Raw genomic sequence first — 25,603 nt, forward strand, 5'->3', positions numbered from 1 at the left:
CCTGGTGCTTCTAGATCAATCGGTTTGTCGCGAGGAACTCGGCGATTTCCTCGCCCGCGTTGCCGTCGTCGGTAACCTTCTGCCCGGCTACCCGGGCGGGGCGTGCCTGCACACCGCGGATCACGGTGGCGGTGCGGGACACCTCCACGCCCAGCTCGGCGGCAGTGATGACGGTGAGTGGTTTCCGTTTACTGGTCAAGACTCCCTTGAAGGATGGGAATCGGGCCGCCGGCGTGCGCTCCGTCACCGAGATGACGGCGGGTAAGGTTGCGTGGGCGGTGATGCTACCGTTTTCTGTGGTTCGGACGCCGCGTACAACGGTTCCAATTTCGACGGAGTCCAGCGCCGTCAAGCTCCGGACGCCAAGATGCTCGGCGACCATCGAGGGGATCACTCCGCCGCGGCCATCAGTGGATTCATTGCCCGCAATGATGAGGTCAAATCCGACCGTCCGGATCGCCGCGGTGAGCACAGCCGCTGTGACTTTCAGGTCCGCTCCCTGAATGGCGGCGTCCGACACCAGCATTGCGGAATCCGCGCCCATCGCCAGTCCGCGGCGGAGAATGTCGGTGGCGGATGCCGGTCCCATGCAAAGGAGCACAACCTCGACACTCTTGTCATGGTCCTTCATAGCGAGGGCTACTTCGAGAGCCCGCTCGCTGATTTCGTCGACCACCTTATCGGTGGCTTCACGAGCGACCCACCCGGTTGCGGGATCAAGCCTTCGCTCACCCCACGTGTCGGGAACCTGCTTCACCAAGACGACGATCTTCATGGTGTGCCTTTCTTATCGTGAGTGGTGGACATGCGTTTCTCCGCACCATCAATCAGTCCAGGAGCCGTGACGCTATGACCAGGTGCTGGATCTCGTTGGTGCCTTCACCGAGTACTAACAGCGGGGCGTCGCGGTAAAGGCGCTCGACCATGTACTCCTGTGAATACCCGTACCCACCGTGGATGCGCATCGCCTCTGCCGCGTTCTCCATTGCCACCTCCGTGGCGAACAGCTTCGCCATACCGGCTTCCAGGTCGGCTCGCGCCCCGGTCGACTTAAGCCGGGCGGCATCCAGCACCAGTAGTTCTGCGGCTCGGAGATTTGTCGCCATTCGGGCGATCTTCAGCTGGATGGCTTGGTGCTTCGAGATCGGCTTCCCGAACGTGTCGCGCTCTTTGGCGTACTTGATCGCCTGCTCGAGTGCGCACGTCGCAAGACCGACGGCACGTGCTCCAACGTTCACCCGACCGAGTTCGACCGCCGCCATAAACTGCTTAAAGCCCTTGCCGATCATCCCCTCCCCACCGAGAACCGAGCTCGCAGGAACGCGGAAGCCATCGAAAACGAGCTCCGTGGACTCCACGCCTTTATATCCGAGCTTCTTTAGTTGGGGCGGCACGACTAGGCCGGGCTGCTCCCCGACGTCAGGCGTCTTCTCGACGATAAAGGCGGTCATGCCACGGTGGCGTGGTTCCGCATCGGGGTCGGTGACGGCCAGGATCATCACCATGTCGGCGCGAAGGCCGTTGGTGACCCACATTTTCTGACCGTTCAGGACGAACTCGTCGCCCTCGCGGCGGGCCCGGGTGTGGATGGCCTGCACGTCGGAGCCGGCGTGGGCCTCGGTCATGGAATAGGCGCTGCGGCTCTCCCCCGTTGCCATCCGCGGCAGGTAAGTTCTCTTCTGCTCTTCCGAGCCGTAGGTCATGATCATCCAGGCCGCCATGAAATGTGTATTGATCACGCCCGACAGGGAGATCCAGCCTCGCGAGAGTTCCTTGACGACGAGGATATAGGTGAAGAGGTCGAGCCCCAATCCCCCGTATTCTTCAGGAATGGTGATCCCGAAGAGGCCCATCTCTTTCATGGCTTCGACCAGCTCTTCCGGGAACTCGTCCCGGTGATCGAGGTCGGACGCGATAGGGAGTACTTCCTTGTCTACGAACTCCCTGATCAGGTTCACCAGATCCTGTTGTTCGACGGTGAGCTCGTTCAATTTCTGCGACTCTTCGATGGTGAGCTCGTTCAATTTCTGTGACTCCTTTGCGCGACAAACGCGATTTCTCGAATATTGATATGCATAATTATTACGGAAATAATCGTTCAAAGGCAAGCATTGCGGAGGCAGGCACATGATCATCACGGATGGACTCACAGACGGAGGGCGCTCCGATTCGGCGGCCCAGCGTGCAGCCGCCGAACTGCTGGCAGGTCGCACGAGGGTGACGATCATGGCGGCCATGAGCCCGCAGCAGCCCACAACTTCGATTGCAGCCCTCCTGTCGGAGGCACGCCGCCGCGACATATCCGTGCGATTACTGGTCGCTGACCTCTCCGGCGCTTTCGCCTTCTTGGACGCCGAATCGGAGAACGATCTGAAAACAGGGTCTCTGGAGATCGTCGTGATTGCGGGGTCGGCGCCGCGCCGGCTGGCCGATCTCGTCGACTGTCTGCCAATCTCGCTCTGGGATGCGGACCGACTGCTCGGTTCAGGCAAGCTTCCCTGCGACATTTACGCGGTACGCGTTGCGGGTATTGCATCGGGCATGCTCGATCTGGGCAACATGGTCGCCTTCACCCCCGGACTGGCCAGACGGCCCGGCGTGAGGATGCTCGTAGAAGTATCCACCGGAAACGAATACGATTCCGGACGCTCAACCCTCCCGCTAGAAGGTATGGACTGCGTAATTTGGCACGACCTCACACCGGTGAAACGATCGGTCATGCTGCCTCCAGTGGCTGACCCCATCCAGGATGCCATCGCCAGGAACGTGGCTGGCCTAGTACCAGATACCGCCACAGTGCAACTGGGCATGGGCCGCATCGCCGACACCCTCGCCGACATCCTCGCAGCCCGCCGTCGAATCGGCCTCCACTCCGGAACGCTCCCCCGGGGCGCCCTAGCGCCGATCAGGGAAGGTGCATTCAGGGGCCCGGGCAAGTCAGTCGATCAGGGACTGCAGGTAGCCACGGGCCTCGCCATTAACGCGGGACCAGGCCCCTGGGGGAACACGATCCGACTGCGTCCGATCAGCGAGACCCACGACCCCGTGCTCCTCGCCAAGCACGCACGCCTCTGGGCGATCAACTCAGCCTTCCAAATCGATCTCTTCGGACAGGTCAACGCAGAGTGGATGCACGGCGCTCGGCTGGCGTCAGGAGGAGGACAGACCGATTTCCTGCGTGCCGCCCACCAAAGCCCGGGCGGGGCGGCCGTACTCGCCCTGCCATCGCGCAGCTCTCGCGGCGAACCGCGCATCACAGCGCAACTCTCAGCCCCGGGCGTTGTCACGACCACAGGCAACGACCTGGATTTCGTGGTCACCGAATACGGTGTGGCCGACCTGCGAGGCATATCACTGCATACGCGAAGGGAGAGGATTGCATCGGTCGCACATCCGGATGATCGATCAGCACTGCTCGCCTCCGGTGATGCCACGTAACTCACGTGGGAGCAGCTCGTCCACCGCGACAGGCTATTTTCATTGCTGAACCCGTGGTTGGAAGCCGATTCCCCTCGGTTGTCGTTGCACCGGCATCACGGCACCAACAAGTCCGCTGCAGACACCGGCCGCGGCATGGCGGCGCATGCGGGGTTCTGGAGGTGCTCACTCGGGAAGTGCGGGGGCATTGACCGCGAGTCCGGCCAGGCTGTTTCCGAGCGTTTGGCGCAAGGTCAGGACCTCATCGGGCTCGCGGGGCTCACCGCGTTCCGGACGGGTGCTCAGGGTATCCAGGGCAAGGGAGAACAGTCGACGTGATGCAGCCACGGCTTCTTCCCTATCCCTGCGGATCAGGTGTTCATGGACGAAAAGGACCAGCAGGACGTCTTCGATCCACCGGTCTGTGCGGAAAGCGCCCTCCGCCTTGGCTCGTTCTATTAGTTCCTCGAATTCCCGCAGGATCGTGGTGCGCAGCCGGTCAACTTCGGCGGATTCTCCCTCGGGCACTGCCCGCAGCGCGCTCATGTACCCAAGGTTGTTGATCGTTTCGAGGAGCAGCCACTCGAAGTACCTCGCGAACCCTCCCCACCCGGTCTGGCAGTTCATCGCCTCGGAGATGGCCTCCTGGTTGCGTGCCAGATTCACCAGGAGCGCCTCGATGATCAGCCCACGCCGGTCAGGGAAATGCCGATAGAGCGTGGCGTTGCCCAAGCCAGCGCGCTTGGCAATCGCATCCAGCGGCACGTCAAGCCCCTGTTCGGCGAACAGGACACGCGCCGCCTCCACGAGGGCCCGGCGGTTACGCAGCTGGTCACGCCGCGGCGTCGGTTGCCGCGACGGGTCATGTTTTGCCATGCCGCCACTCTATGCCAGACGCTCCACGAAAAACGTGGACTAATCCCCGTTTCGACGCTATGGTCGTTTTCACTGGATTCTGCGACCGCGGGATCTGCCCGACGCCATGACGAACACACCCGACACCATCAGCGGAACAATCCTCCTTAGGCGGAGTGCAAACCCACAATGCGAGTAGAAGTTGAGCCGCCCCTGTCGCCCGGCATAGGTTGTTGAAGAAAAATATAACTATGCGGATGAACGTAACTATTGACCTAAAATCGAAAACGAATGTAAGGTCAATCACATGGTCCCTGAAACACTGAAAATGCATGCGAAATTGCATGATTCCGCACCCCCCGCAACCGGACTCCGACACCTCATCGACGGGCAGCTGGTAGCAGGTAAGGGAGAGTTCGAGATCGTCTCTCCATGGTCCGAGCAGGTCGTCGCGGTCACCCCGCGTGCGACGGTCGACGAGGCGCAGCAGGCGATCTCGGCTGCGCGGCGTGCCTTCGACAGCGGTCCATGGCCGCGTATGCTTCCGGCTGAGCGGGCCGCAGTGCTCCGACGCTTTGCGGACTGCCTGAACGCCCGTCGCGATGAGTTCGTGCACATTGCTATTCATCAGGCTGGGGCGGTGCACTCGCTGGCGACGGCAGTCCAAACGGACGCCCCGCTCGCTGCCGCTTACAGCTATGCTGCGGCCGCCGAGACGTTTGACGAGGTTGAATCACACACAATCGACGGGCCACCGCTCTCGGGCAAAGAGGGTGCCCGTAAGATCCGGCTTGTGCAACGTACCCCAGCCGGCGTCATCGTGGGGATCACTCCCTTCAACTACCCGTTCCGGATGGCCGTGCAAAAGGTCTTCCCGGCGCTAGCCGTCGGCTGCACAATAGTGCTGAAGCCCCATCCCACTACTTCGTGGGACTCGGCGCTTATGGCCGAGTCAGCGATTGAGGCTGGTCTGCCGGACGGGGTGCTGAACATCCTCCTTGGCGCCGAATCCGAAGTGGGCGAGGCGCTCGTCTCCGACGAGCGCGTCGACAAAATCAGCTTCACGGGAAGCACCGCCACAGGCCGACGCATCATGGCTCTCGCCGCCGAGACCATCACCAATGTGGGTCTCGAGCTGGGTGGCAAGTCAGCGAATATCGTCTTCGCGGACGCCGACCTCGACGCCTTCTTTGCTACCGATCCCGGCAACCTTAAGCACGCGGGCCAAGGCTGCGGACAGCTCACCCGGGTGCTCGTCGAGCGGAGCATTTACGATCAGGTCACGGCCCGCATCTCCGAGGAGATGGCTCAGATCCCCCTCGGCGGCCCGGAAGACCCGGGCACCGGCATTGGGCCGGTAGCGAACCGTGCACAGTACGACCGCGTACTCGAGTACATCAAAATCGGCCGGGCGGAAGGCGCCACCGTCCTCACTGGCGGTTCCGCGTCAAGGGCCCATTCCTCGGGTTACCACATTGAGCCGACACTCTTCACTGAAGTCACGAACGACATGCGGATCGCTCAGGAGGAGATCTTCGGGCCGGTGCTCGTGGCAATCCCGTTTGACAACGCCGACGACGCCATCGCGATTGCGAACGACTCCATATACGGCATCAACGCCTCGGTGTGGAGCACCGATCGCGTCAAGGCCTGGAGGGTAGCCGGCGCGCTGCGAACCGGAAGCGTGGGTGTCAACTGCCTAGCCAGTGTCACCGACGGACCGCATGGCGGCTTCAAACAGACCAGTATCGGCCGCGAGTGGGGCCGATACAGCCTGGACGAGTACGTCGAGCTGCGCGCGTTCGAAACCCGGGAATAGTTCGGAGTCCTCCGCGGGCACATACTCCCCCCAAAGCACTGAGACTACAACGATCAAACGACCCAAATTGGAGTTACCAGATACCATGAACGAGCTTCAGAACAGAATTGCCTTCATCACCGGAGCCGCCTCAGGAATGGGCCGCGCAAGCGCCATCCTGATGGCCGCCGAAGGCGCCACCGTGGTCGTCGCAGATCTGAATCTCGAGGGCGCCGAGAAGGTCGTAGCCGAGATCGAAGAGGCCGGCGGTACAGCGAGTGCGGTAAAGCTCGACGTCACGAAGCCGCAGGACATCCAGTCGGCTTTCGAGAGGGTCGACGAGCAGTTCGGCCGCCTCGACGTCGTCTACGCCAACGCCGGAACCCCCGGGGCGACCGGCCACGAGGTGACCGAGGAGGAATACGATTTCTCGGTCGGGGTGAACCTTACCGGGGCCTACTTCGTCGCACAGTCCGGGATTCCGCTGCTAAAGAAGTCAGAGAACACCGGTTCCATTATCTTCACCGCATCGACCGCAGGCCTCGTGGGCTCAGGGCTCAGCCCCCTCTACTCGCTCACCAAAGGCGGCGTCGTCATGTACGCCAAGGCCCTCGCTCTCTCGCTGGCGCCGAAGGTGCGCGTAAACGTGATCTGCCCCGGACCTATCGATACGCCGATGCTGCCGAAGTTCTGGTCGCGGGAGACGACGGAGGGTGCCTCGGAGCGTCTCGACGCCTGGGTAGAGCAGGACATTCCTCTCGGCCGCCGCGGGCGCCCCGAGGAAATCGCACAGGCTGCACTGTTCCTCGCTAGCGACCGGGCCAGCTTTATCACGGGCGTCGCACTGCCCGTCGATGGCGGCTTTGTCGCCAAATAGTACTGTCCGCAGGTTCCTCGGCTCAGAAACCACCGGGTCGCCTCGTTTTTCCACAACGACGAAGGGGTCGTTATGAATGTTCAACCGCGACAGCTAGCCGACCAGGCTAAGAAGTCAGCGGCGGCGAGCTTTGTCGGTGGAGTCATGGAATTCTATGACTTCTTCATCTACGGTGCTGCGGCTGCCTTGGTGTTCGGCAAACTATTCTTTCCGACGCTCGACCCTGTGGCCGGAACTCTGGCCGCGTTCGCGACGTTCGGAATAGCGTTCCTCGTGCGGCCGCTGGGCGCCGTGATCTTCGGTCATATCGGCGACAAATACGGGCGCAAGAGGATGCTCGTTCTCACATTGTGGGTGATGGGATCGGCGACGTTCTTGATGGGAATTCTGCCCAGCTACGCCGAGGTGGGTATTCTGGCTCCCATTCTGTTGGTGCTGCTCCGCCTCGTCCAGGGCATGGCAGCGGGAGGCGAACTGGGTGGGGCGGCAGCGCTTGCAGTGGAAAATGCGCCACCGAAGCGGCGCGGTTTTTTCGGGGCCTTCTCGACCGCCGGCACTAATGCCGGTACGGCACTGGGGTCGTTCATCTTCGCGATGACGGTGATGATGCCCACGGAACAGTTCCTTCAGTGGGGATGGAGAATTCCGTTTCTCGCCAGCATCGTCGTGCTTCTGGTCGGATTCATGGTGCGCAGAGCCGTAGCGGAGCCCGAGGATTTCGTGAAGGAGCGCACAAAAGAGGAGCGGCGCCAGGGCAAACTGCCGATTCTCGAAGTGTTCAAGAAGTACCCATCGGCGATCCTAATCAGTCTCTTCGTCTTCGCTGCGCAGAACGTCGCATTTTATCTCGTGACCGTGTACTCCTTAACGTTCGCCAAGGGAGTGTCTATAGATGCCAATCAGTACCTCCTTCAAGCATTGACCGTGGCGACACTTTCGAACGTGGTCGCCATGATCGTCTGGGGCGCGCTCTCGGATCGTTTCGGCCGCAAGCCGATTCTCGTCATCGGGTTGATTCTCCAGACGGTTTTCCTCGTTACGTTCTACGCAAGCATCCAGACCGTGAACTCCTTTGTCATGACGCTGGCGATGATCGCTGTGCTGAACTTCGGACAAGCAGCCATCGTAGGAGTGGTGCCGGCGTATTACTCCGAGATGTTCGAAACCCGGGTAAGAGTGACAGGCATCTCCGTGGGTATGCAGCTGGGTGCACTCGCTGGCGGCTTCACCCCGTTCGTTGCGGCATGGATCGTGGCGCAGGGCGGCTCGTGGCAGATTCTCGTGGCGATCTCAGCCGTCTTCAGCGCCATCGCCGTCATCGCGGTTGTGCGGTCGAGCAATGTCAAGCACGAAATCGGTATCGCCCCCCTTCCCCCGGTGCACAGAACCATTGTGCCCGTAAATCAACCTTCGCTAGGAGAATAGTTGTGAAATACCAAGACAGGTTCCACCAGACTGACTTATCCCGTCGAGACGTGTTCCGTTTCACGGGCATCGCTGGCATGGCGGTGGCAGGCTCCGCTCTCCTCGCGGCCTGCGCGACTCCTGGCGCGCCAGGGTTAGCCGCCTCTGCAGGTTCGTCGCCCCTCCTGATGGATCACTTGATCGCAAATGTCCCAGCCTTCTCGTCGGCTGATCGCGCATTCAAGGCTGCCGCAAAAGCACTGAGTGCCAGCGCTTCGTTCACGTCGTACGACGGTGATATGCAGAAGGCCTTGGCGCAGTCGCTGACGTTTCCTTCTCTTAGCGTCGCTGGCGTCCACTCCTATCTCGTGGCCGACGCCAGCATTGAGCGCTACGCCAAGTCACTGACCGACAAAAAGATCGCGTACCAAAACCTATCTAATCGTCTTCCCTGGTTCGCGCCGACTGATCCGAAGTTCAACGGCTACTTCACCGGCAATGTGGGTGGCCCGTTTGCGGATGAGGCCTACGTGGTGACCAAGATCCTGCTTGAGCGCGGCGGCGGCAAAGGCGATCTGATCCTGCTGGGCGGCCCCAAAGGTGGCCTCTCGGAGACAGCCCGCCGTTTCGGGGCAATGAAGGCGATCTCAGAGTACCCGAACGTGAAATTAGTCGCCAATGCCTACACCGACTGGGACACCACCAAGGCCCAGACCGCACTGGAGACGCTCCTCCCGTCGAACCCCAACGTGAAGTTCGTCCTCTGCTTGAACGACGGTGTGGGGCTAGGTGCACTCGCAGCACTTAAGGCGGCGCGCAACTCGACCGCCCTCATCTGCGGGATGGATGGTGACCCCGGGTTCCTCAAGCTCATGAGTACCGAAGATCGCATCGTCGCGACCTCGGCCGGTCTCATCGCCTTTTCTGGCGTGCTAGCCGCAGTGCGTCTTTTCGACCACATCAACGGCGTCCAGACGAACCCCCTGGAGTCCTTCATCAACACCGACAGCGTCATCATCGACACCCCTGAAGCAGCCGCGGCCCTGCTCGATCTGACTGGGGAGGACAAGCCTGTGCTCTGGGACGCCACGAAGATGTCGCGCCATCTCAATGGGGATAATTGGATCGTCCAGCACCGCTGCGTCATACCCAACCCGGCAGTATCCGAATGGGGTCCACAGGGTGTCAACCCAACACCCCAGCCGGCCGGGTGGGCCTGGCCAGAGAGCTATCAGAAAGCGTTGGACAGCGACGGCGGACTTGATGCCCTGAACGCTCTCTGGGACAAGAAGTTCAAGGATCCCTACGCTTCCGTGCGCGAAAAGGCCATCGTCAAGAAGGGCGCTCTCGGCGCACTCAACGCGTAAGAAACTCCAGAGAAACCCTCCGCTCATACGACGCAATGAAGGACCAGTGAAAATGATGGAACAAAGATTGGCAGGGAAAACCGCTCTCGTCACGGGCGCAGCACACGGTCAGGGACGAGCGCACTGCCTGCGCCTTGCGGCTGAAGGGGCCGACATCGTCGCGATCGACATGGCCGGCCAGAACCTTGACGTTGCATACCCGTTGGGAACTTGGAAGGAACTGCTCGAAACGGTGGCCGAGGTCGAGAAGCTCGGCCGTCGCGGCATCGCTCTGAGTGCAGACATCCGGGATCGCGAGGCGCTGGCGAAGGCGGTAGCCGAAAGCGAAAAGGACTTCCCGCAGCTGGATGTGCTCGTGGCCAACGCCGGGATGGGCGCCTACGGGCGGGTACTCGAGACTCCGATCGAGACCTGGGACCAGGTCATCGCCGTGAACCTAACCGGCACCTTCAACACCATCCAGGCATTCGCCCCTCGGATGATCGCCGGCGGCAAAGGCGGTTCGATCATCGTGACAAGCTCCGTCTCCGGCAGCAAGGGCCTGCCCTTTACCGGCGCCTACGCAGCCTCGAAGCACGGCTTGCAAGGATTGGTGAAAGTGCTCGCCCAGGAGCTCGCAGAGCACTCAATCCGAGTCAACTCTGTCAATCCCGGGCCAATCGCCACGCCGCTCACCACCGACAAGACCGGACCTGCTCTGCTGCAGGGAGACGGACCCGAAGCCACGCTTTTCCTCGGATCCTTCTCTCCGCTGCTCCCGCTGCCCGAGGGCGGGTTTCTAGATGCAAAAGAGGTAAGCGGCGCGGTGTCCTGGCTCGCCTCCGACGACAGCCGGTATGTGACGGGGCTTGCCGTTCCCGTCGACGCCGGGGTAATGGCGCGCTGACGCGCCCGATAATTCAGAGAGAAGGAAGACATGTCGAAGATCGCCCCCCGTCTGGCCACTTACCAGAATAAATACAAGCGGATCGCACTCGAACGCGGAGATAACGGGGTCCTCGTCATCAGACTGCACACGGACGGTGGTTCGCTCGTCTGGGACAGCCTGGTTCACGATGAACTCGCCTACATGTTCGCCGATGTTGCCACCGACCCGGAGACCAAGGTGGTGGTACTCACCGGAACGGGTGACAGCTTCTGTGCCGACATCGACTTCAGCAGCTTCACTCTCGCCGGTCCGCTTGATTGGGACAACAGCGTTTTCGAGGGCCAGCGTTTGCTCAACAATCTGCTGAGCATCCGAGTTCCCGTTGTCTCGGCGATCAATGGCCCGGCAACGATCCACTCGGAGCTCGGCATCTTGGCGGACATCGTCGTCGCATCATCGAGCACCTATTTCCAGGATGCCGCTCATTTCCCCAACGGCATCGTACCCGGGGACGGAGTACAGACGGCTTGGATTCATGCAGTGGGGGAGAAACGCGCGAAGTATTTCCTCCTGACGGGCCAGAAGCTGACATCCCAGGAGGCCAAAGATGCCGGAGCGGTCGACGAGATCGTCGCCCCCGATCAGGTTCTTTCCCGCGCATTGGAGATCGCCACGGGGATGGCTGAGAAGTCGATGCTCGCCTTGCGGTATTCCCGCGAGGTGCTCAATCGCGACATCCGCAAAACCATGCATGACAACCTCGGCCACGGCCTGGCTTTCGAAGCACTCGCGGCATTGGATCTCGGATGACCAACGGGACTCTTCTGGAAGCCCCCATCGTTCTCGCTGCGGAGGGAGTCAGCCGCACGTACCCGGGTGTGCGCGCCCTCAGCGACGTCTCACTGAGGGTACACCACGGTGAGGTGATCGGTCTGGTCGGTGAGAACGGCGCCGGCAAGTCGACCTTGCTCAGCATCCTCTCCGGAGCCGAGCAGCCCGACACGGGTCAAGTGCGTGCAGGAGACCGCAGGCCGGGGCTGTCCAGCTACGGCGAAGCCAACCGTGCGGGAGTCTTCCGTGCCCATCAGGATCAGGGCCTCATCGCAAACCTGACCGTGGCGGAAAACCTCTATCTGGGGCACGAGCACCAATTCACCACCGCCGGAGTGCTGAATCCACGTAAAATGCGTGCTGCGGCTAGCAAGCACCTATCGGGCGAAGACTTCGTCGGCGGCGGCATCGATGAAAACGGCCTTGTACGGGACCTCCCCCTCGACATACGTCAGCTTGTCGAGATCACCCGGGCCTTCGCGGTCAGTGATCTTCTGGGCATCGACCACCCTGTCGTGCTGCTAGACGAGACCACTGCGTCGCTCAATCAGGATGAGGTCGATGACCTCTTCCGTTACGTACGCTCACGCCGCGAGGCTGCCTCCTTCGTCTTCGTCAGCCACCGCATCAACGAGATCCTCGACATCTGCGATCGCATCTACGTGTTGAAGGACGGCAAGGTCGTGGCGGAGCGGTTGGTCGGTGACACCGACGAGGCCGAACTACACCGTCTGATGGTGGGCCGCGATCGTGAAGAGAATCATTACTTCGAGGACCGCCGGCGTGATTCCTTTGGCGACGTCCTACTTTCGGTGCGCGACCTCGGGGTCCACAAACACTTCGCCGGGGTCTCGTTCGACCTAAAGGAAGGCGAGATCTTAGGTATCGGAGGCCTGACCGGCTGCGGAAAATCACATGTCGCAAGCGCTCTATCTGGTGACATCTCCGCGGCTGGAACCATCAAGTTCGCTGGTCGCGCTCTCCCGAGTGGGCGACCGACGACCCGCGTAGGCAAAATCGGCTACGGACCACTTGATCGGCACTCGGAGGGCGTCAGTCTTCTCCAGTCAATCAAGTGGAATATGACCTGGTCGAGCCTCCCACGCCTGAGCCGCTCCGGCTTCCTGCTTCTCAAGCAGGAGCGCAGTGAGGTCGCAGAGGCCATGATCCGGCATCACGTCGCGGCGCCTTCGATGGAGACATTGGTCGGTTCACTCAGCGGAGGCAACCAGCAAAAGGTCATGCTCGCTCGCCTGGTGTCTTCAGGAGCACAAGTGCTCGTACTCGACAACCCAACGCGTGGCGTCGATGTCGGCGCCCGTCAGGAGATCTACGGACAGCTACGCGACTTGGCCGAGGCCGGTCTTGCCATGGTGATTATCAGCGACGATCTACGCGAGCTGATCGGCATGTGTGACCGAATCGCTGCGATGAAGGACGGTCAGATCGTCCACGAATGGGGCCACAACGAGGCTCCCGAACTCACTGAACAGCAAATTGTAGCGAGGATGGTTTAATATGTCGGTCGTCAAAGAACACGTTAACGCGACGGACGCGTCTGTCCTACTCGGCGCGCGCGGCACCGCGTCTTCTCCTTGGCGGGTGTGGGGAACCCGCTTGCTGCCTTATGCACTGATGATCGCACTGATCATCCTCTTCAGCGCGATCACTCCGGCCTTCCTGACGTTGGACAACGTGTTCAACATCCTCCGGTCTTCCTCGGTGCTAATGGTCCTCGCCTGCGCGTCGACGGTCGTCATCCTCTCCGGCAGCATAGACCTGTCGGTGGGGGCAGTCGCTGCCCTCACTGGCACCATTGCAGTGGTCTTCACCGCCAACGGGATGCCCGGACTGGTGTGGCTAGCGCTTCCAATCGGTCTTGCGTGCGGCCTGCTGAACGGCCTCCTCGTGGCCTACGCGAAACTGCCGTCCTTCCTCACGACACTCGGGGTGCTGTTCATCTTCAATGGTTTGGCGCTACGGCTCACTGGTGGCTCTGCGCAGTCCATGAATCAGCCATTTCTCGACGAGGCAACCAACGGCGCGGCGGTCCTCGGAATCCCAAACATCGTCTGGTGGGCTGTCATCGCCTTCGGAATTATGGCCACTGTTGTCTACCGCACGCCCTTCGGCCGCCACATCTACGCCATCGGGGGCAACGAGCGCGTGGCACGGCTGTCGGGTCTGCCGGTGAATCGTGCGAAGTTCTGGATGTTTGGCCTCTCCGGCCTCTTCGCCGGCATCGGCGGGCTATTGCTGATCGGTCAAGGCGGCGGATCGTCGCCCGGCATGGGCGATGTATTCCTGCTGAACGCGATTGCCGCCGTGGTGATGGGTGGCACCGCACTGAATGGCGGCAGCGGCGGTCCCGCCCGCACGGTGGTCGGAGTGCTCACCCTGGGCATCGTGACAAACGGGATGACGCTCACGCAGGTCGACCCCAATTACCAGACAGTAATCTTCGGCGTTATCGTATTGTTCGCGGTCCTCGTAACGGTGCGGCGCTCCGAAACCGGTGTCGTCAAATAGACGCCCAGCCGAAAGGAATGACCAAAATGTCTAAAGTACGTTTCGATGACCGGGTTGCTCTCGTAACAGGTGCCGGCGGAGGCATCGGCCGCGCCCACGCCCTAGCCCTCGCCGAACGGGGAGCGAAAGTGGTTGTCAATGACTACGCCGTCTCCATCACTAACATCGCGGAGAACGACAACCGCGCCCAAGCTGTCGTCGACGAGATCACGGCACTCGGGGGCGAGGCCGTCGCCAACCATGGAAGCGTGGCTGATCCTGAGGGAGCGGCAGCGATGGTGCAACAGGCAGTCGATTCCTTTGGCCGTATCGACGTAATTGTCAATAACGCCGGAATCAACGCTTCCGACGCGATCCAGGACGAGCCCGGCCCGGCTTATGCCTCTCACATGGGAGTGCATCTGGAGGGCCAACTCATGACCGTTCGCGCTGCTTGGCCTCACATGGTCTCGCAGGGCTACGGTCGCATCGTCAATACCAGTTCGGCAGGCGCACTCGGCTTCGTGCAGCCCGACGGAACATGGTTCGGCTCCTACGCCATTGCGAAGGGTGCTGTGATCGCCGCGACGCGTCAGATGGCAGGAGCGGGGGCGCCGCACGGAATCCGTGCGAACTCGATCCTGCCCCTGGCGATCAGTCGAATGGTCTCGCCGTTGATTCCCGGCACCCCAACCCTTGACTACATGGAACGGTTCACCGGGCCGGAGCACATTGCGCTCGGCGCGAGCATCCTCGCCTCCGAGGAATGTCCAGTAAGCGGACAGGCTTTCAGTATCAGCGGAGGGCGGATGGCAGTTCTCGTCTACGCCTCTCCGCTCGGTTTCAGCGACGCTGAAATCACCCCTGAGAAGGTGCGGGACAACTGGGGCCTCGTGATGGGGGAACAGGATGAACTGCACCGGCTGGGCAACTTCTACGAGGCCGTCGATAACGCCTTCGAGTACACATTGCTCCAACGCGCAGGCATCGGCGCGGAGGTGCAACTTTGATCAGCCACCTCGCGATCGTGGAGTTCTCTGAAGAGTGCAATCCCGAGCAGATCGATGACCTCGTGGCGCGGATCCGCGCCCTACGAACGACCATCCCGAATGTACGCTCGCTGGAAGCCGGAGTCGCCTCGACTCCCGACGGCGGGCGGCTTCATCGGCTCGCCCTCGTCGCCACCTTCGACTCGGTGGAGGATCTCACAACCTACAGCTCCCACCCGAAGCATCTTGAAGTAAGTGCGCTCGTCAAAGAACTCGGACAATCCGTAAGCGGCGCCGACATCTTCACCTGACAGGTCCTGCTCTCGGCCCGGAGCCGCCCAGCCGATCAGCTGGGCGGCTCCTCGCACGTGCGTAATGCCAGGGCACCCAGCTGCCAGCGGCCGGTGCTTCATGACCAAAGCTCGTAGCGCAGAGCCGCTCCTTGCGAACGGCCATCCGAAGCATCTTGAGGTAGGCGGGCTCGTCATTTTTCGTGGCGATGCTGTCGCTGGCTCCGAATTCGCCTGTCATGATCCACAGAACCTAGGGAACTGGACTTCCGGCAAAAGAAGGGGCCAGACCTTTGAACGACCCACCATGGCGGCGGTTTGCCTCCGGTGGTCCAATGATGGTGGGTCCAACGTCTTCCGGGGATCGCTCGATCCCCGCGAGGGTGGCCCGGTTCTCGGAGGGGTGAACCGGGCCACCCTTGGGCGCCATGAGGGGAGCATCCGGCGGGTGCTACCGGTCAACAGACCAACCCGGCTCAATGGCGAAGGGTCCCAAGAGCTCAGCCGATCAGCTGGGCGGCTCCTCGCACCTCGGTCATGCTTGCGCCCTCAAGTACCAGACGTCGGTGCTTCATGACCCGGGTTCCGGCATTCAGCCCTGCCACCGAAAGCAGTCGGCCGTTAAGTCCGTAGGCGACGAGCATGCTGTCGTCGCTCTCATCGATTACTACGGCTTCGTCGTGGCCGAACGAGGACCCGATGCTCTGGATCTTTACCCCATGCTGGTCCGACCAAAAGTAGGGAGCACTGACGAATCCGTCCGGATCGTGCGCGCCCATCAGTCTGCGGGCGGCGTATGTGCCCTGCTCGATCGCATTTGTCCAATGTTCAACGCGCATCCGTCGTTGGTAAAGAGGATTGATCCAGCTCGCCAGGTCACCTGCGGCCACGATCAGGCCGTCGGTACCCTCGACCGCGCAGGTCTCGTCGCATTCGATGCCGTCGGAGGAGGGCAGCCCTGAGGACTCAAGCCAGTCGATAGCAGGACGGGATCCTATGGCCATCAGCACCACGTCGGCTTCAATGCGTTCTCCTGAGGCCAACGCGACCGCGGCTACATTGTTAGATCCGTCGACGTCGAGACCTACGACGGAGGCTCCGGTGATGAGCTCGACGCCGTGGGCCTGGTGGTGTGCGGCAATCCGATTCCCGAAAACGTCACCCAGGATCCGGGAGAGCGGGATCTCTGCGGCCTCAATGACGGTCACCGACTTACCGAGCTTTTGCGCGACGGCCGCCACTTCAAGACCGATGAAGCCGCCCCCGATGATGGCGACGCGATCGGCGCGATCAAGGTCAGCTTTCATGTTCTGGGCATCCTGAGCAGACCGGAGGGTGTGCACTCTGCCTATCGTCGGGTCGAAGGGTGTGGGCCTCGCGATACAGCCCGTGGCGAGCAGGAGCCGATCGAAATGGAGGGATTCGGCCCGACCGTCGTCGTGGCGGATGCCAACGGCGCGATCCCCGACGTCCAAGTGCTCCAGCCGCGCGCCGAGTACGAGTTCGAGATCGAGATCGGCGGGCCAAGCGATCGCGATGTCGGAGGCATTGAGGGCTCCACTCAGGAGACCCTTAGATACCTCAGGCCGGCGGTAGGGCCCGGAACGGTCCTGTTCAACGAGCCGGAGCCGCCCCATGAAGCCTTTCTTCCGCAGTTCGCGAGCCGCAGTGAGGCCGGCAGTTGAGGCGCCAGCAATGACGATGTTGTCCATCTGAAGTCCTTACATGAGTGGGAGCCGCGGGATCCTGTCTCGAACGCTATCGGAGTCGCCTTGGGCCGGCGGGATCCTTTTCAAGTGGACCAGGCGTGTGTAAGCTAACACTATTCCACAATATCATTAGCATGAATGGAGATTTCAATGTCGGACGATCTCGTTCCGAGAGGCACCAAAGCGGAATTCACGTGGCCATTCGAGCGCACGGACCCACTGCTGCCGCCGCCGGAATACAAGGAAGCCCGGCGCAGTGGCGAACTCACTCAAGTACAGATGTGGGACGGCTCTTCATCGTGGATGGCTGCACGCCACGAAGACGTGCGCACCCTGCTCCGCCATCCGGCGATGTCGGCAGACTCGAGCCGTGCCGGCTATCCGAACTCCAACGCCAATCATGCAGCCTCCCGCGGATCACAGAGGGGCTTCATCCGAATGGACGGGGCCGAGCACAACACACAACGCCGCATGGTAGCCAGGGAACTATCGATCCCGCAGGTAGCGAAGCTCCGGCCCTACATCGAGGAGGTGGTCGACCGACTTCTCGACGATATGGAAGGTGCTGGGGCCCCCGCGGATCTGCTGACGTCACTCGCCGAGCCCCTCCCCTCGAGCGCGATATGCGAGATCTTGGGGCTGCCAGCCGAAGACAGCCACTTCCTGCTCGACATGGTGAACCGCTGGATGAACCTTGATAGCACGCCCACGGAATCCGCAACCGCTTCCGCCGAGCTAACTGCCTACCTCGACGCCCTCGTGACGGCCCGGTTGAATAATCCCGGCGAGGATCTGGTAAGCCGGCTTGTCACGGACCAGTTGAACCAGGGCACCATAACGCGCCCCGACCTGGTGGCGGTCCTCAACCTCCTGATCGTCGGCGGCTTCGACACGACGGCGAACATGATAGCGCTCGGCACCATTCTGCTGCTGCGTCATCCCGATCAGATGAGGGAACTTCGGGAAGATCCAAGCTTGTTTCCGTCGGCGATCGAGGAAATGCTGCGCTTCCTCAGTGTGGCCCATCATGTGGCGTCCCGGGTTCCGACCGAGGACATCACCGTTCGAGAGGTCACCATTCAGGCTGGAACAGGAGTATTGGCCCCGGTTCCAGCAGCGAACCACGACCCGGAGGTATTCACCAAGCCCGATCACTTCGATATCCACCGAGACGCTCGGGACCACATGGCGTTCGGCTTCGGCGTCCATCAATGCCTGGGGCAGAATCTCGCCCGCCTCGAATTGCAGGTCGTCTTCACCAAGCTGCTGGAGCGGTTCCCGCATCTCGCCCTTGCGGTACCCGAGAACGAACTCGAGTTCCGCAATTCAATGATCTATGGCGTGCGCGCCGTTCCCGTCACTTGGTGACATCTAGAGAGATTGGACAGCTGTGAAAATCGAGACTTTTACTGAAAGATGCATCGGCGCAGGCAACTGCGTGGCAGTTTCGGCCAAGTATTTCGACCTCGACGAGGAAGGGATCGTAGTCATCAATCAAGAAGACGTGCAATCGGGCGATGAAGCGGAGGTGGAGCGCGCGGTTGACATGTGCCCTGCAATGGCTATCGAGCTCTCTCTCAACCGAATAACCTCCTGATTATTTAGTGAAAAAACGCCGGAAGCATTAGCTTCCGGCGTTTTCGCGTATAAGGCTTGTAAGAGATTCAGACAACCAATATGATGATGATCATGAAAAGGATGCAGCGAGGCATACGGTCGCTTCTGTTCGTACCGGCAGACGACGAACGCAAGCTTGCCAAGGCGGCCACAAGCGCAGCAGACGCGATTGTGCTCGATCTCGAAGACGCCGTCGGTTCCGACTCCAAGACCCTGGCCCGACGCCGTGCAATCGAGTTCCTGGATCAGCGTCCTGCGGATCTCAGCGTGGTGGTAAGGATCAATGGAACCGACACACCCTGGTTCGTCGACGACGTGGCCGCCATCGCGGGTTCACGGGCTGCGGCTATCATGCTCCCGAAAGCCACCGCGGCGAGCCTTGCCAAGGTCGGCGATCCCGGGCTCCCGGTCATTGCACTGGTTGAGACCGCGCGGGGCGTCGAAGAGGCCCACCTTGTAGCTGCCGATCCCCGAGTACACCGTTTAATGCTCGGGTCCGCTGATCTCGCTGCCGAACTCGGTATCGCCCTCTGTGCGGACGAATCGGAGATGCACTACCCACGTGCGCGCCTCGCCATGGCGTCCGCCGCCAACGAGAAGGAGTCTCCGATCGACGTCGTGCATCTTGCAGCGTCCGATACTGTCGGTCTCCGCCTTTCCGCGGAGCGTGGCAAGAGTCTTGGATTCACCGGCAAAGCGTGCATCCACCCGGCTCAGCTGAAGGTCGTGAATGAGGTCTTCAGCCCGACCGCAGCGGAGATTAGGGATGCGCAGGCGGTTGTCAACAGTTTCACGACGGCTCGCGCGGAAGGTCGTGCGGTCGCCGTCAGCGATGGCCGAATGATCGATCTTCCGGTCGTCCGGCAGGCACAGCGGGTGCTTGAACTCGCGAATTCGATCCATGGAAAGGACGTTCGTTTTGACTGAGGCAACAGAGATACACGCCCCAAAAGTGTGGCGGGGCCGCTTCTACGAGGACTTCGAGGTCGGCGACGTTTACCGCAGCCGGCTCGGTCGGACCCTTGAACAGACCGATAACACGTGGTTTACCTTGCTCACATGTAACACGAACCAAGTGCATTTCAACAACGAATTCGCTGCCACCACAGAGTTCCATCGACCATTGGTGAACTCGTGCCTGACGCTGTCAGTGGTCGTCGGACTGTCAGTTGCCGACACCAGCGAGAACGCGATGGCAAACCTGGCCTGGGACTCGATTTCAATGCCTACCCCCGTTTTCGCCGGAGACACGCTGTGGGCCGAGAGCGAAGTGCTTGAGTTGCGCGAGTCGCGTTCGCGTCCCAATCAGGGAATCGTCAGTGTCCGCACGCGAGGCATCAACCAGAGCGGCGCGACCGTAGTGGAGTTCCGCCGAACCTTCATGATGTACCGCCGCCGGGCGCCGCAGGCCGCGAGTCAATTCCCCGAGCCCGTGCGCGACTGGGCCGTCTAAGTCCCGAATCTACGAAAATGCGTTGACGAAGTCGTTCGCATGCCGATTGAGAGAAAAGAGCGTTAAAAAGTGACTAACCAAGATCCACGGGCCCTCAGCGGCCTGAAGGTGGTCGAGTTCGCCCATGTGATCGCCGGTCCACTTGCTGGCACGCTGCTTGCCGACCTGGGGGCCGACGTCATACACGTCGAAGACCCCAAGTCCGGCGACCCGCAACGCCAGGCCGGACCGACCAAGGACGGGGTTCACTTGTGGTGGAAGGTCTCTTCACGAAACAAACGATCAGTAACAGTAAACCTCCGCACTGAGGAGGGGCGGGAGCTGGCTCGTGAACTGGCCGCTTGGGCAGATGTGGTCATCTGTAACTTCCGCGTTTCCACGCTGGAGAAATGGGGGCTCGACTTTCGCTCCCTGAACGCCATCAACCCCAAGCTCGTCATGCTCCAGGTCACTGGTTACGGTGTGGCGACCACAAAGCGCAATTCGCCGGGTTTCGGAAAAGTAGGCGAGGCCATGAGCGGCGTCGTGAACATCACCGGCTTCCCCGACGGCCCCCCCGTACACACGGGATTCTCACACGGCGACTCCGTCACGGGCCTCATGGGCTCCTTCGCGATCATGGCCGCGCTGCACCGTAAGAACACCGATCCTGATTTCGCGGGTGAATGGATCGACCTGGCCCTCTATGACGGCCTCTATCGCCTGATCGAATGGCAAGTGATCTTCTACGACCAGCTGGGCGAGAACCCGAGCCGCATGGGGAATCAACTCTCCGCCGCACCAGCGGCGGTGATCAACACGTTCCAGACCGCCGACAAACGGTGGATGACCGTAACCTCCGGAACGCCGCGTTCAGTCCAGAACGTCGCAGCGCTAGTGGGGGAACCTCTCGAGAACTACGCCACGTCAGCAATGCAGGTCGAGAGGCGCGAGCGGCTGGACAATCTGCTGGGCGAATGGATCTCCATGCACACCCTCCACGAGTGCATGGCCGAGATGATCGAACGCGAAGTAGTAGCATCCCCGATCTTCGCCGTCTCCGACATCCTCGATGATCCAACATATAAGGAACGCGAGAGCGTGGTTGAAATTGAGGACCCCGATCTCGGAACGGTCCGGATGCAGAACGTCTTCCCGCGCCTGACCAACCACCCCGGACAAGTCTGGCGCACGGCGCCTGCCCTCGGCGAGCATACCGATTCCTTCTTCGGAGAAGTACTTGGCCGCAGCGAGCAACAGCTCGCCGAACTCCGGACCGCCGGAACAATCTGATTCACGAGCGATAGTAGACAGGGAACAATAAAGATGAGTGCACACGAATACCAAGACGGCCGGTTAGAAATTGACGGTGTTGGCATCCACTACCTTGAATGGGGAACACCGGGGAACGAACCCGTTCTCCTTCTGCACGGCCTGAACGTCCAGGCCCACACCTGGGACCCCATCGCCCGCGACCTGGCCCGGAATTACCACGTCATAGCGCCCGATCTCCGCGGCCATGGCGACAGCGACTGGAGCCGAGCGGGCTACCGAGTGCGTTCTCTCGCCCACGACATGAACGGTCTCGTCGATGCTCTCGGAATCGGTCCGGTCCATCTAGTCGGTCACTCCGCCGGCGTGCGCGTGGCCATCGCAATGGCGGGCGAACGCCCTGAAACCGTGAAAACCCTCGCCCTTTCCGATGCCGGCCCCGAGACAACCCGCGCCGGGGCAGAGTTCATGCGCGACTTCATCCAGCGCACCGTCTCCATCCGCGGGTTCCGCAACTCGGACGAGGCCCGAACCTATTACGAGAACGAGCATCCGAGCTGGGTCCCCGAATTCATCGATCTGCACGTCGAGCACCAGCTCCGGAAGAACTGGGCAGGAAAGCTTGTACTCAAAGCAGATCCGGACGTGCAGTGGATCACCGGATCAGCGAGCCTGCCCGACATCCCCTACCTCTGGTCGATGTCGGAGAAGCTGACCATGCCAACCCTGCTGATGATCGGCCGGACCAGCAACGTGCTCGACCAAGGGCTCGTGGACCGCATGACCTCTGTCATGCCTAACGCCGCCGCGCAGTGGTTCGACACGGGCCATTACATCCCGCGCGAGAAGCCAGAGGAGTTCTCCGCATCGCTTCGTGAGCTCTTTGCCGGCGACTTGGTCGCGCGTTGAGCGTCATGTCGGCGCGCGAGGAATTTGCCTCGATGGTGAGTCTCATCGAGGTCCCGGTCCTGAATCAAAAGTATTGGGCCAAGATCCCCGAGGTCGACGCCGACGGGATCATGCTCGACCTTGAAGACTCGGCGACTCCCGAGAATAAGGCGATCGTGCGCGAGCGTATCGTCCAGGCACTTGATGACGTCGCTTACTTCGGTGGGCGGCGCATCATCGTGCGCTGCAACAACCTCAACTCCCCCTGGGGAGTCGAGGACTTGATGGCCCTCGGCGGAATCTCTGCCGACTTCGTGATCTCGTATCCAAAGGTCGAGTCCGCCGATGAGCTTGACGAGATCGTGCGGATTCTGGAAGCGGCGGGTCATAAGCATCCCCTGCACGTGATGATCGAGACCGGTCGCGCCTTGCTTGAGATCGAACGAATTGCAGCCCATCCCGCCGTGGTTGGGCTGCACTTCGGCTATGTCGACTTCGCCGCCGACATCGGTTCGAAGCCCTTCGACTCGAATGGCGGATTGTCAGCTGTCAGCAATGGCTACGCACGCTCGAGGATCGCAGTCACGGCTGCCGCGTACGGATTGTTTGCGACCGGCGGATCGCTTATCCCCGACTACAAGGACCTAGACAAAGTGCGGGATTTGGTGCAGTCCTGGTCCAATCTCGGATTCACGGCCTGTATCGCTGTCTCACCGACGCATCTACCGATCATCAATGAGGTAATGCGACCAACGGAGGCCGAGGTCACGCAGGCGCGGGCCGTCTGTGTGGCCTATGACGCGGCTGTTTATAACGGCGACCCGGCAGCGGTTCTGCACGGACGCGTTATTACGCATCCGGACTACCGGGTGGCAAAACTGTTGCTGGACCGGGTTACCACCGGTTGACAGTCTAGGGCGTTGCCCAATTTGCAAGAGGCTGTCTGGACTGTCTGGAGCAGGAGCAAATGCCTCCGGGAGGCGGGTGGACCGTTTAGAAGGCATCCTTATCGTTCCCCGGCCAGGACCGACGGTAACCCGACCGAAAGCATCGGGCGCTGTATTAGTCTCGATTTTTCATCGGCTGTGCGTGGCGCAGCCCTTTGATCGCTTCCAGCATCCACGTAATGAGTGCTCTTTCCGGTGCAGCCTCGGGCAGGAGCAGCTGCCTGCGTCTGGCGCGGGTGGTGATTTTCCCGGCGGTGACGAGGTTGCTGGCCACGGCTGCGATGTTGGCCCAGGCCTGGTTCGCGGCGGAGTCGTAGAACGGTGGCGTGCGTCCAGGAGCGGGCCGTGCCAGCGCGGTGCGTTCGTCAAGAACGCGGTGATGCGGTGGCCGTCCAGGTCCAGCAGGGTCTGGCCCGCGCCGGGGTACAGAGGCTCGGCCCGCAGGTAGATGTTGGTCACCGACGGAGAGTCCTTCAGCGCGATGACTTCAGTGGCGTCGATGACCCACCCAGCGGGGCGGTCGACCCCATTGCTGGTCCAGGGCCGGTTGCCAGTACTTTTTGTCGTTGGTCCAGTCGATCATGTCGGCTTTTGCTGGCGGGACCGGATACGAGACGGAGAACTGTACGCCTAAGGCATGCAGGTGCCAGAAGAACTTCCGCGAGGCGCCGGCATTTGTCGGTGCGGACCAGGCTCCCCTGCCCGTCCTGCCTTCCATCGGGGAAGAAGCTCTCGGGCAACTGGGCCGTGGCGGTCTTGAAGACACGGATGTGGTCATCGGCGCTGTTGGCGCCCGCGCTGCCGCGCCGCAACACGCAGGCGAGGATTTCCCCGGTGCCGTTGCCCGTGCCGTAATCGATACTAGCGATGAACGGGGAGAAACCGTACCCGCCCTTGAACGGCCCGCGGCCAGTTCCTTGTCACCGTGCGAGGCCACCAACGTGGCATCCAAGTCAACGATCAGCGGCGGCCGCCGGGTTCCGGGCCCCGGCAGCGTCCTACAGACCTGCCATTAAAACCCCGGGTTAAGACGGTCTGGACGTCCCTTTTTGCACTGTCGGTTCCCGGCGCAAGACTCATTCCGGTTCTTGCGCCAGCCAATACGGCCTCGGGAATCAGTGGTGATTTTCTGTCGAAAACGGCATCGCCGCGATTGGCGATACCCTTCCGTGACCACAGGCGACCTTCTGGGAAAGTGCGGAACAACAGGGACCGCCAGCTTCCCTGACCGGCTGTGTTGGGGTTGTCCTCCTCGAAAACACCATCTGGCTCAAGGATTGAGTAGACCCGACGGTCAGCGCACCCGATAGGTTAGCCCCAAGTGATGACGGTTGACCCGAATCCGGTGGCCTCAAGCGCGCCGTCGAGGCTTCGGCTAAGGTGCGCGCGCATGAGAGCCTCGGCCAGATCAGCGTTTCCTGCGATCACCGCTTCGCCGATCTCGCGGTGCTCGGAGTGCAGATGTGGCTGAGCGAGCCGCTCGGCCAGTCCGGTAGCCGTCAAACGCGTTGTATACATCTCTTTCAGTGCCGTCGCTAGGAGGTTGAAGACGCTGTTGTCGGTCATTCTGGAGAGCACATAGTGCACATCGTTTGCCGCGTCCACCACGCCGCGCGTATCACTGAATGACGCTTCGCGGTCCAGGGCGGCGCGGAGCATGGCAGCAGATTCAGGGGTTACGGCCTCCGCTGCCATGCGGGCGACGAGAGGATCAATGATTTTGCGGGCCTCGACGAGCTCGCGGATAGTCGATCCCTTAAGGTTGAGAAAGAGCGAGAAGCTGCGGCTCACATCACTAGGACTGACATCGAGAAGCACGGGGCCACCACCAGGACCGGAACGTAGATTGATCAGGCCATAGGTCTCCAGAATGCGCAGGGCCTCGCGCAAGGAACCTCGACCCACGTCGAACTGCTCGAGCATGTCCGCTTCATTTGGCAGACGGTCGCCCGGCTGTAAATTACTTTCGATTATCATCGTCACAATAATCGAGGCGATCCGTTCAGCGATTTTGACCGGCCGACCGAGAGCAGGGGCTGCTGAACCCATAGGCCAAGCATGCCTGGGCGTGTTACTGGTCGTGTTATTAGTCATTGAATCCATGTTCGTTTCGCCACCAACTCCGACGCTTTTCGTCATCACTTAACAATGATGAATACTATAGCCATAATAACAGAGGACCGTCGATTGAGTTCTATTTTTCAGTTCCGCGCCTCTCAGGGCCTTCAACAGGACACTGTTGTTTTCGGCTCGTTCACAGCCCGCGGCCATTTCCCCGGGTCAGGAGCGAGCGTGGAGGAACTCATCCAACAACCGCACCCCAGCGTGCCCAGGGCGACGCTTACTCGCCGGTGAGCCCGTCGATCGACTCCCGGAGGAGATCGGCATGGCCGTTGTGCCGGGCGTACTCCTCGATCATGTGGAGAACGATCCATCGGACTAGGTGCGCGCGTCCAGCCGGCCCAGGTCGCCGTCGACCATTGCGTCGGCGACCCGTGAGCGGGAGCGGTACACGACATCCTGCCAGAGCGCCC

General features: G+C 61.3%; 24 protein-coding genes and 1 pseudogene. 18 read left to right on the plus strand and 7 right to left on the minus strand.

Going from position 1 to position 25,603, the window contains the following annotated elements; translation table 11 throughout:
• Window positions 1-10 precede the first annotated feature (10 nt).
• Window positions 11-775 carry an electron transfer flavoprotein subunit beta/FixA family protein gene (locus A3M3_RS0119860; protein WP_028267805.1) on the minus strand — a complete coding sequence of 255 codons (765 nt, stop codon included), beginning with the start codon at window positions 773-775 and terminating at the stop codon, window positions 11-13.
• Between the two features lie 52 nt (window positions 776-827).
• Complete coding sequence (locus tag A3M3_RS0119865; protein WP_231497371.1) at window positions 828-2,024, minus strand: acyl-CoA dehydrogenase family protein; 1,197 nt, start codon at window positions 2,022-2,024, stop codon at window positions 828-830.
• 103 nt (window positions 2,025-2,127) lie between these two features.
• Between A3M3_RS0119865 and A3M3_RS27120 the strand changes: the two genes are divergently transcribed.
• Window positions 2,128-3,438, plus strand: a complete 1,311-nt coding sequence (locus tag A3M3_RS27120; protein ID WP_051423412.1) for an acetyl-CoA hydrolase/transferase C-terminal domain-containing protein — start codon at window positions 2,128-2,130, stop codon at window positions 3,436-3,438.
• Window positions 3,439-3,603: 165 nt separating this feature from the next.
• On the opposite strand, the gene A3M3_RS26085 is transcribed toward A3M3_RS27120, so the two are convergent.
• Entirely contained in the window at window positions 3,604-4,293 is a 690-nt protein-coding gene (locus tag A3M3_RS26085; protein WP_051423413.1) for a TetR/AcrR family transcriptional regulator, read from the minus strand.
• Window positions 4,294-4,579: 286 nt separating this feature from the next.
• Between A3M3_RS26085 and A3M3_RS0119880 the strand changes: the two genes are divergently transcribed.
• From A3M3_RS0119880 to A3M3_RS26105, 10 genes are all read left to right on the plus strand, one after another.
• On the plus strand, window positions 4,580-6,091 hold the full coding sequence (locus A3M3_RS0119880; protein WP_051423414.1) for an aldehyde dehydrogenase family protein: 1,512 nt from the start codon (window positions 4,580-4,582) through the stop codon (window positions 6,089-6,091).
• An 85-nt stretch (window positions 6,092-6,176) separates the two neighbouring features.
• Window positions 6,177-6,947 carry an SDR family NAD(P)-dependent oxidoreductase gene (locus A3M3_RS0119885; RefSeq protein ID WP_028267808.1) on the plus strand — a complete coding sequence of 257 codons (771 nt, stop codon included), beginning with the start codon at window positions 6,177-6,179 and terminating at the stop codon, window positions 6,945-6,947.
• A gap of 72 nt (window positions 6,948-7,019) precedes the next feature.
• Complete coding sequence (locus A3M3_RS26090; protein WP_081736963.1) at window positions 7,020-8,372, plus strand: MFS transporter; 1,353 nt, start codon at window positions 7,020-7,022, stop codon at window positions 8,370-8,372.
• A 2-nt stretch (window positions 8,373-8,374) separates the two neighbouring features.
• Complete coding sequence (locus A3M3_RS0119895; protein WP_035743413.1) at window positions 8,375-9,718, plus strand: substrate-binding domain-containing protein; 1,344 nt, start codon at window positions 8,375-8,377, stop codon at window positions 9,716-9,718.
• Window positions 9,719-9,770: 52 nt separating this feature from the next.
• Window positions 9,771-10,604, plus strand: a complete 834-nt coding sequence (locus A3M3_RS0119900) for a mycofactocin-coupled SDR family oxidoreductase (RefSeq protein ID WP_081736995.1) — start codon at window positions 9,771-9,773, stop codon at window positions 10,602-10,604.
• Window positions 10,605-10,634: 30 nt separating this feature from the next.
• Window positions 10,635-11,396: an enoyl-CoA hydratase/isomerase family protein gene (locus A3M3_RS0119905; RefSeq protein WP_028267811.1), complete on the plus strand. Its 762-nt coding sequence runs from the start codon at window positions 10,635-10,637 to the stop codon at window positions 11,394-11,396.
• Complete coding sequence (locus A3M3_RS26095) at window positions 11,393-12,934, plus strand: sugar ABC transporter ATP-binding protein (protein ID WP_051423417.1); 1,542 nt, start codon at window positions 11,393-11,395, stop codon at window positions 12,932-12,934. Before A3M3_RS0119905 ends, A3M3_RS26095 begins: the two co-directional genes overlap by 4 nt.
• 1 nt (window position 12,935) lies before the next feature.
• Window positions 12,936-13,946 carry an ABC transporter permease gene (locus A3M3_RS0119915; RefSeq protein WP_051423418.1) on the plus strand — a complete coding sequence of 337 codons (1,011 nt, stop codon included), beginning with the start codon at window positions 12,936-12,938 and terminating at the stop codon, window positions 13,944-13,946.
• Window positions 13,947-13,972: 26 nt separating this feature from the next.
• Window positions 13,973-14,935: an SDR family NAD(P)-dependent oxidoreductase gene (locus A3M3_RS26100; RefSeq protein WP_051423419.1), complete on the plus strand. Its 963-nt coding sequence runs from the start codon at window positions 13,973-13,975 to the stop codon at window positions 14,933-14,935.
• Complete coding sequence (locus A3M3_RS26105; protein WP_051423420.1) at window positions 14,932-15,225, plus strand: Dabb family protein; 294 nt, start codon at window positions 14,932-14,934, stop codon at window positions 15,223-15,225. The genes A3M3_RS26100 and A3M3_RS26105 overlap by 4 nt, the downstream gene beginning before the upstream one ends.
• A 479-nt stretch (window positions 15,226-15,704) precedes the next feature.
• On the opposite strand, the gene A3M3_RS0119930 is transcribed toward A3M3_RS26105, so the two are convergent.
• Complete coding sequence (locus A3M3_RS0119930) at window positions 15,705-16,916, minus strand: NAD(P)/FAD-dependent oxidoreductase (protein ID WP_028267813.1); 1,212 nt, start codon at window positions 16,914-16,916, stop codon at window positions 15,705-15,707.
• A gap of 147 nt (window positions 16,917-17,063) precedes the next feature.
• Between A3M3_RS0119930 and A3M3_RS0119935 the strand changes: the two genes are divergently transcribed.
• The 7 genes from A3M3_RS0119935 (at window position 17,064) to A3M3_RS0119965 (ending at window position 23,030) form a co-directional block, all read left to right on the plus strand.
• Complete coding sequence (locus A3M3_RS0119935; RefSeq protein ID WP_028267814.1) at window positions 17,064-18,281, plus strand: cytochrome P450; 1,218 nt, start codon at window positions 17,064-17,066, stop codon at window positions 18,279-18,281.
• Between the two features lie 22 nt (window positions 18,282-18,303).
• On the plus strand, window positions 18,304-18,510 hold the full coding sequence (locus A3M3_RS0119940) for a ferredoxin (RefSeq protein ID WP_028267815.1): 207 nt from the start codon (window positions 18,304-18,306) through the stop codon (window positions 18,508-18,510).
• A 92-nt stretch (window positions 18,511-18,602) separates the two neighbouring features.
• Complete coding sequence (locus A3M3_RS0119945; protein ID WP_197023339.1) at window positions 18,603-19,457, plus strand: HpcH/HpaI aldolase/citrate lyase family protein; 855 nt, start codon at window positions 18,603-18,605, stop codon at window positions 19,455-19,457.
• Window positions 19,450-19,983, plus strand: coding sequence for a MaoC family dehydratase (locus tag A3M3_RS26110; protein ID WP_231497372.1), 534 nt, complete (start codon window positions 19,450-19,452; stop codon window positions 19,981-19,983). Before A3M3_RS0119945 ends, A3M3_RS26110 begins: the two co-directional genes overlap by 8 nt.
• 69 nt (window positions 19,984-20,052) lie before the next feature.
• Window positions 20,053-21,255 carry a CaiB/BaiF CoA transferase family protein gene (locus A3M3_RS0119955; RefSeq protein ID WP_028267817.1) on the plus strand — a complete coding sequence of 401 codons (1,203 nt, stop codon included), beginning with the start codon at window positions 20,053-20,055 and terminating at the stop codon, window positions 21,253-21,255.
• Window positions 21,256-21,288: 33 nt separating this feature from the next.
• Complete coding sequence (locus A3M3_RS0119960) at window positions 21,289-22,143, plus strand: alpha/beta fold hydrolase (RefSeq protein WP_028267818.1); 855 nt, start codon at window positions 21,289-21,291, stop codon at window positions 22,141-22,143.
• A 32-nt stretch (window positions 22,144-22,175) separates the two neighbouring features.
• A complete protein-coding gene (locus A3M3_RS0119965; RefSeq protein WP_197023340.1) occupies window positions 22,176-23,030 on the plus strand; it encodes an HpcH/HpaI aldolase/citrate lyase family protein in 855 nt (284 codons plus the stop codon).
• 154 nt (window positions 23,031-23,184) lie between these two features.
• On the opposite strand, the pseudogene A3M3_RS29605 reads toward A3M3_RS0119965, so the two are convergent.
• The 3 genes and pseudogenes from A3M3_RS29605 to A3M3_RS27705 all read right to left on the minus strand — a co-directional run.
• Window positions 23,185-24,036 (minus strand): annotated as a pseudogene (locus A3M3_RS29605) (IS1380 family transposase); the annotation flags it as partial.
• Between the two features lie 344 nt (window positions 24,037-24,380).
• On the minus strand, window positions 24,381-25,118 hold the full coding sequence (locus tag A3M3_RS26115; RefSeq protein WP_197023343.1) for a FadR/GntR family transcriptional regulator: 738 nt from the start codon (window positions 25,116-25,118) through the stop codon (window positions 24,381-24,383).
• A 292-nt stretch (window positions 25,119-25,410) separates the two neighbouring features.
• On the minus strand, window positions 25,411-25,488 hold the full coding sequence (locus tag A3M3_RS27705; RefSeq protein ID WP_231497389.1) for a mycothiol transferase: 78 nt from the start codon (window positions 25,486-25,488) through the stop codon (window positions 25,411-25,413).
• Window positions 25,489-25,603: the final 115 nt, after the last annotated feature.

The organism is Arthrobacter sp. MA-N2 (genome assembly GCF_000517125.1).
In the GTDB taxonomy this organism is placed as follows: Bacteria; Actinomycetota; Actinomycetes; order Actinomycetales; family Micrococcaceae; genus Arthrobacter; species Arthrobacter methylotrophus.